Source organism: Nocardioides sp. (assembly GCF_024509035.1).
In the GTDB taxonomy this organism is placed as follows: Bacteria; Actinomycetota; Actinomycetes; order Propionibacteriales; family Nocardioidaceae; genus Nocardioides.
Genome location: NZ_JANINT010000123.1, coordinates 1 through 4,762, shown reverse-complemented (window position 1 = coordinate 4,762; position 4,762 = coordinate 1). Strand labels below are relative to the sequence as shown.

Annotated in this window: 5 protein-coding genes; 4 read left to right on the top strand and 1 reads right to left on the bottom strand. The window is 70.6% G+C overall.

The window, feature by feature from the left end; genetic code table 11:
• The 4 genes from Q0L15_RS10240 to Q0L15_RS10225 all read left to right on the top strand — a co-directional run.
• A partial coding sequence (locus Q0L15_RS10240; protein ID WP_296604114.1) for a polyribonucleotide nucleotidyltransferase occupies positions 1–1,834 on the top strand: 1,834 nt, incomplete at its 5' end.
• A gap of 110 nt (positions 1,835–1,944) precedes the next feature.
• Entirely contained in the window at positions 1,945–3,177 is a 1,233-nt protein-coding gene (locus tag Q0L15_RS10235; protein WP_296604112.1) for a pitrilysin family protein, read from the top strand.
• Between the two features lie 49 nt (positions 3,178–3,226).
• Positions 3,227–3,472, top strand: a complete 246-nt coding sequence (locus Q0L15_RS10230; RefSeq protein ID WP_296604110.1) for a hypothetical protein — start codon at positions 3,227–3,229, stop codon at positions 3,470–3,472.
• An 83-nt stretch (positions 3,473–3,555) separates the two neighbouring features.
• Positions 3,556–4,101 carry a hypothetical protein gene (locus tag Q0L15_RS10225; RefSeq protein ID WP_296604108.1) on the top strand — a complete coding sequence of 182 codons (546 nt, stop codon included), beginning with the start codon at positions 3,556–3,558 and terminating at the stop codon, positions 4,099–4,101.
• A gap of 40 nt (positions 4,102–4,141) precedes the next feature.
• Here Q0L15_RS10225 and Q0L15_RS10220 read toward each other — a convergent pair.
• Positions 4,142–4,762 (bottom strand): response regulator transcription factor (locus Q0L15_RS10220; protein WP_296604106.1); only part of this gene is annotated, 621 nt, incomplete at its 5' end.

The following is a 4,762-nucleotide window of genomic DNA, read 5'->3' as shown; positions in this document are numbered from 1 at the left end:
CGACGTGCTCGCGATCAACGCCGCGTCGCTCTCCACCCAGATCTCCGGACTGCCGTTCTCCGGCCCGGTCGGCGGCGTCCGCGTCGCCCTGATCGAGGGCCAGTGGGTCGCGTTCCCGACCCACAGCCAGCTCGAGAACGCCGTGTTCGACATGGTGGTCGCCGGCCGCGTCACCGAGACCGGTGACGTCGCGATCATGATGGTCGAGGCCGAGGCCACCGAGCAGACCTACGAGCTCGTCCAGTCCGGCACCCAGGCCCCGACCGAGTCGGTCGTCGCCAGCGGTCTCGACGCCGCCAAGCCCTTCATCAAGCAGCTCTGCGAGGCGCAGGCCCAGCTGGCCAAGGAGGCCGCCAAGCCGGTCGTCGACTTCCCGGTCTTCCTCGACTACGAGGACGACGTCTACGCCGCCGTCGAGGCCGCCGCCAAGGCCGACCTCTCGGCCGCGATGACCATCGCGGACAAGCAGGAGCGCGAGGCCAGGACCGACGAGCTCAAGGCCGCCCTGCTCGAGCAGCTCGCCGGGCAGTTCGAGGGCCGCGAGAAGGAGATCGGTGCGGCGTTCCGCTCGGTCAACAAGCAGGTCGTGCGCGAGCGCGTGCTGCGCGACAAGGTCCGCATCGACGGCCGCGGCCTGGCCGACATCCGGCCGCTGCACGCCGAGGTCGGCGTGATCCCGCGGGTCCACGGCTCGGCGCTCTTCGAGCGCGGCGAGACCCAGATCCTGGGTGTCACCACGCTCAACATGCTGACCATGGAGCAGAAGCTCGACACGCTCTCCCCGGAGAAGTCGCGCCGCTACATGCACAAGTACGTCTTCCCGCCGTTCTCCACCGGTGAGACCGGCCGTGTCGGCTCGCCGAAGCGCCGCGAGATCGGCCACGGCGCCCTCGCGCGTCGCGCGCTCCTGCCGGTGCTGCCGAGCCGCGAGGAGTTCCCCTACGCGATCCGCCAGCTCTCCGAGGCCATGGGCTCCAACGGCTCGACCTCCATGGGCTCGGTCTGCGCCTCGACCCTGTCGCTGCTCCAGGCCGGTGTCCCGCTCAAGGCTCCGGTCGCCGGCATCGCCATGGGCCTGATCTCCGGTGAGATCGACGGCCAGCTCCAGTACGTCGCGCTGACCGACATCCTCGGCGCCGAGGACGCGTTCGGCGACATGGACTTCAAGGTCGCCGGCACCCGCGAGTTCGTGACCGCCCTGCAGCTCGACACCAAGCTCGACGGCATCCCCGCCGAGGTCCTCGCCGCGGCGCTGACCCAGGCGCGCGACGCCCGGATGACGATCCTCGACGTGATGGCCGAGGCCATCGACGCTCCCGAGGAGATGTCGGTCCACGCCCCGCGCATCATCACGATCCGCATCCCGGTGGACAAGATCGGCGAGGTGATCGGTCCGAAGGGCAAGATCATCAACCAGATCCAGGACGACACCGGCGCCCAGCTGACGATCGAGGACGACGGCACGATCTACATCGGTGCCACCAACGGCGAGGCGGCCGAGGCTGCCAAGAACGCCGTCAACGCGATCGCCAACCCGACCATGCCCGAGGTCGGTGAGCGCTACATCGGCACGGTCGTCAAGACGACCAACTTCGGTGCGTTCGTCTCGCTCATGCCGGGCAAGGACGGCCTGCTGCACATCAGCAAGCTGCGCTCGCTGGCCGGTGGCAAGCGGGTCGACGCGGTCGAGGACGTCGTCTCGGTCGGCCAGAAGATCCAGGTCCAGATCGCCGAGATCGACGACCGCGGCAAGCTGTCGCTGGTCCCGGTCGTCGAGGGCGAGGGCGACGACGCGCCGGCGGGCGACGCCGAAGGGTCGGACGACTCCGAGTGACCAACGCTTCACCGTTGACCCGCCCGAAAGTTTCGGGCGGGTCAACGCCTTCTCCGAGTACGCGCACCCTGCAGACCACCAAGGACGCCGACGGGCAGGTGACGTCGCGGGTGCGACGTACGGTCCTGCCCTCCGGGCTGCGCGTGATCAGCGAGCACCAGGCGGGTGTCCGGTCCGCGGCGATCGGGGTCTGGGTGGGCGTCGGCTCACGCGACGAGAGCCCGGCGCTGCACGGCTGCTCGCACTTCCTCGAGCACCTGCTGTTCAAGGGCACGGCCGAGCGCACCGCCCTCGACATCTCGGTGGCGCTCGACGCCGTCGGTGGTGAGTTCAACGCGTTCACCGCGAAGGAGTACACCTGCTTCCACGCGCGGGTCCTCGACGAGGACCTCCCGCTGGCGGTCGACGTGCTCGGCGACATGATCACCTCCTCGACGCTCGCCGCGGAGGACGTCGAGGCCGAGCGCGACGTGATCCTCGACGAGATCGCGATGCACGACGACGACCCCGACGACGTGGTCCACAACCTGTTCGCCGAGCAGGCCTGGGGTGACACGCCGCTCGGGCGGCCGATCGCCGGCACGGTGGCCTCGATCCAGGCGCTCACGCGCGACCAGGTGCAGCGCTTCTACCGGCGCCACTACCGGCCCGCCAACATGGTGATCGCGGCCGCCGGCAACGTGGACCACACCGCGCTGGTGCGCCAGGTGCGGGCGGCCTTCGGCCGCAACGGCTGGCTCGACGGCCACGACACCCCGGTCGAGGCCCGCCACGGCAGCCGCAAGCGGATCCGGCCCGGTCGTCTCGTCGCCACCCGCCCCTTCGAGCAGGTCAACGTCGTGCTCGGCATGGAGGGCCTGCGCCGCGACGACGAGCGCCGCTTCGCTCTCGGCGTCCTCAACACCGCCCTCGGCGGTGGCACCTCCTCGCGGCTCTTCCAGGAGGTCCGTGAGCGCCGCGGCCTGGCCTACTCGGTCTTCTCCTTCGCCAGCCACCACGCGGACTCCGGCCTGGTCGGTGTCTCGGTGGGCTGCCTGCCCACCAAGCTCGACGACGTGCTCGAGGTGGTGCGCGAGGAACTCGCGAAGGTCGCCGCGTCCGGCATCACCCCCGACGAGCTCGCCCGTGGCAAGGGCCAGCTGCGTGGTGGTCTGGTCCTGGGGCTGGAGGACACCGCCTCCCGCATGTCGCGCATCGGCAAGGCGGAGCTGGTCCACGACCGGCTGCTGAGCATCGACGAGGTGATCGAGCGCATCGACGCGGTGACCCTCGAGGAGGTCCGCGAGATCGCTACCGAGGTGTTCACGCGCCCGGAGATCCTCGCCGTCGTCGGTCCGCGCTAGACCCGTCGCCAGGCTCGACACGGGCGCCCTCAGCCAGCAGGCTGCGCACATGGAGAAGCGCATCTCGGGTCTCGTGCTCGTCGTGACGACCACGGTCGCGGTCTACCTCGTGCTCATGGCCGTCTGGGTCGACGCCGGCACGACGCCAGCCGACCACGCCGCGGCGAAGGTCATCGGCGTCCTGGGCGGTGGCGTCGGGATCGTGGCCGCGTTCTTGTTCGCGCGTCGGTTCTTCGACGAGAACCCCGCCCTGCTGCCCGGCTACGTCCCGCGGGAGGGCAGCGGCGACGAATGATCGGGTTCTCGATCGGGTGCAACCTCCGCGGTCGCTCGTGCGTATCCCAGGCACACATCAACGAACGAGAGATCGAGAACCCCATGCGTACCGCTATCGCCGCCGTCGCCCTGACGGCCGCCGCCCTTCCCCTCCTCGCCGCCGCTCCGGCCAGCGCCGAGCAGTTCGGCATCGACGACCCGAAGGAGTCCACCCACGGCTCCGACCTGATCGCACTGCAGGTGCGCAACGGTGCGGAGAACGTCGACGTCACCACCATGCACGCCGACCTGCGGCGCGCGCCTGCTACCGGCTCGGCCGGCACCATCTACGTGGACACCGACCGCGACGACCGCGGCCCGGAGTACGTCTTCGTCGGCGGGTTCTACGCCGGCACCGACTACCGGCTGCTCGAGACCGAGGGCTTCGGCAAGGCCGCCTGGGGAGACCCGATCGAGAACGGCGACTACATCATGCGCGTGAGCTACGACAAGGACCGCGTGCGGATCCGGATGTCGCGCGCCGCCCTCGGCAACCCCGACGACGTCCGCGTCGCCGTCCGCATCTCCGGCACGCGTGCCGGCGGCGGCTCGGTCGTCGACTGGGCCGGCAAGCCGCGCAGCTTCACGCCCTGGCTCGCCCAGGGCTGAGCCAGCCATCGCGCACGGCGGCTAGCGTGAGATCCCGAGGCTAGCGGCTGGTGGCCCGGGCACCGGCCGACTGGTAGCCGTGCGCGATGGCCCAGGCGACGGCCCCCGCACGGTTGGTGACGCCGATGCGGGAGTAGGCGCTGCGGATGGTGCTCTTGAGGGTGTTGATGCTGACGAACAGCGCGGCGGCGATCTCCTCGTTGCTGTACCCGGCGGCGATGTAGGAGATGACGGTCTTCTGCCGAGGGGTGAGGTCGACAGCAGAGTGCAGGACGCCGGCGAGGTCGGCGTCGTAGCGGCGCACGAGCTGGGGGTCGGTGGCGAGCTCTCCGTTCGCGGCCGCGTCGACGAGCGCGGTGAGCTCCTCGCCGGCGGCACTGACCGAGACCGGTGCCGCGGCGCCGAGGGAGAGCGCGCGTGCGGTCAGGCCGGGCTGGAGGAGCCGGGAGAGGGCGAGGACCCGGCCGGGGTGTCCTTCTGCGAGCTTGCGCAGGTGGCCCTCGCTCGTCGCGGCGTCACCGATCGCGAGGTTGAAGACGTCGTAGATGACGACGTCGGCATCGGCGGGCTCGGTGACGGCGACGTAGGTGTGCTCGGCGTCGGCCGACTCCGCGAGCAGCGTGCGGATGCCGGCGACGACGATCGGCTGTCGCGACACCAC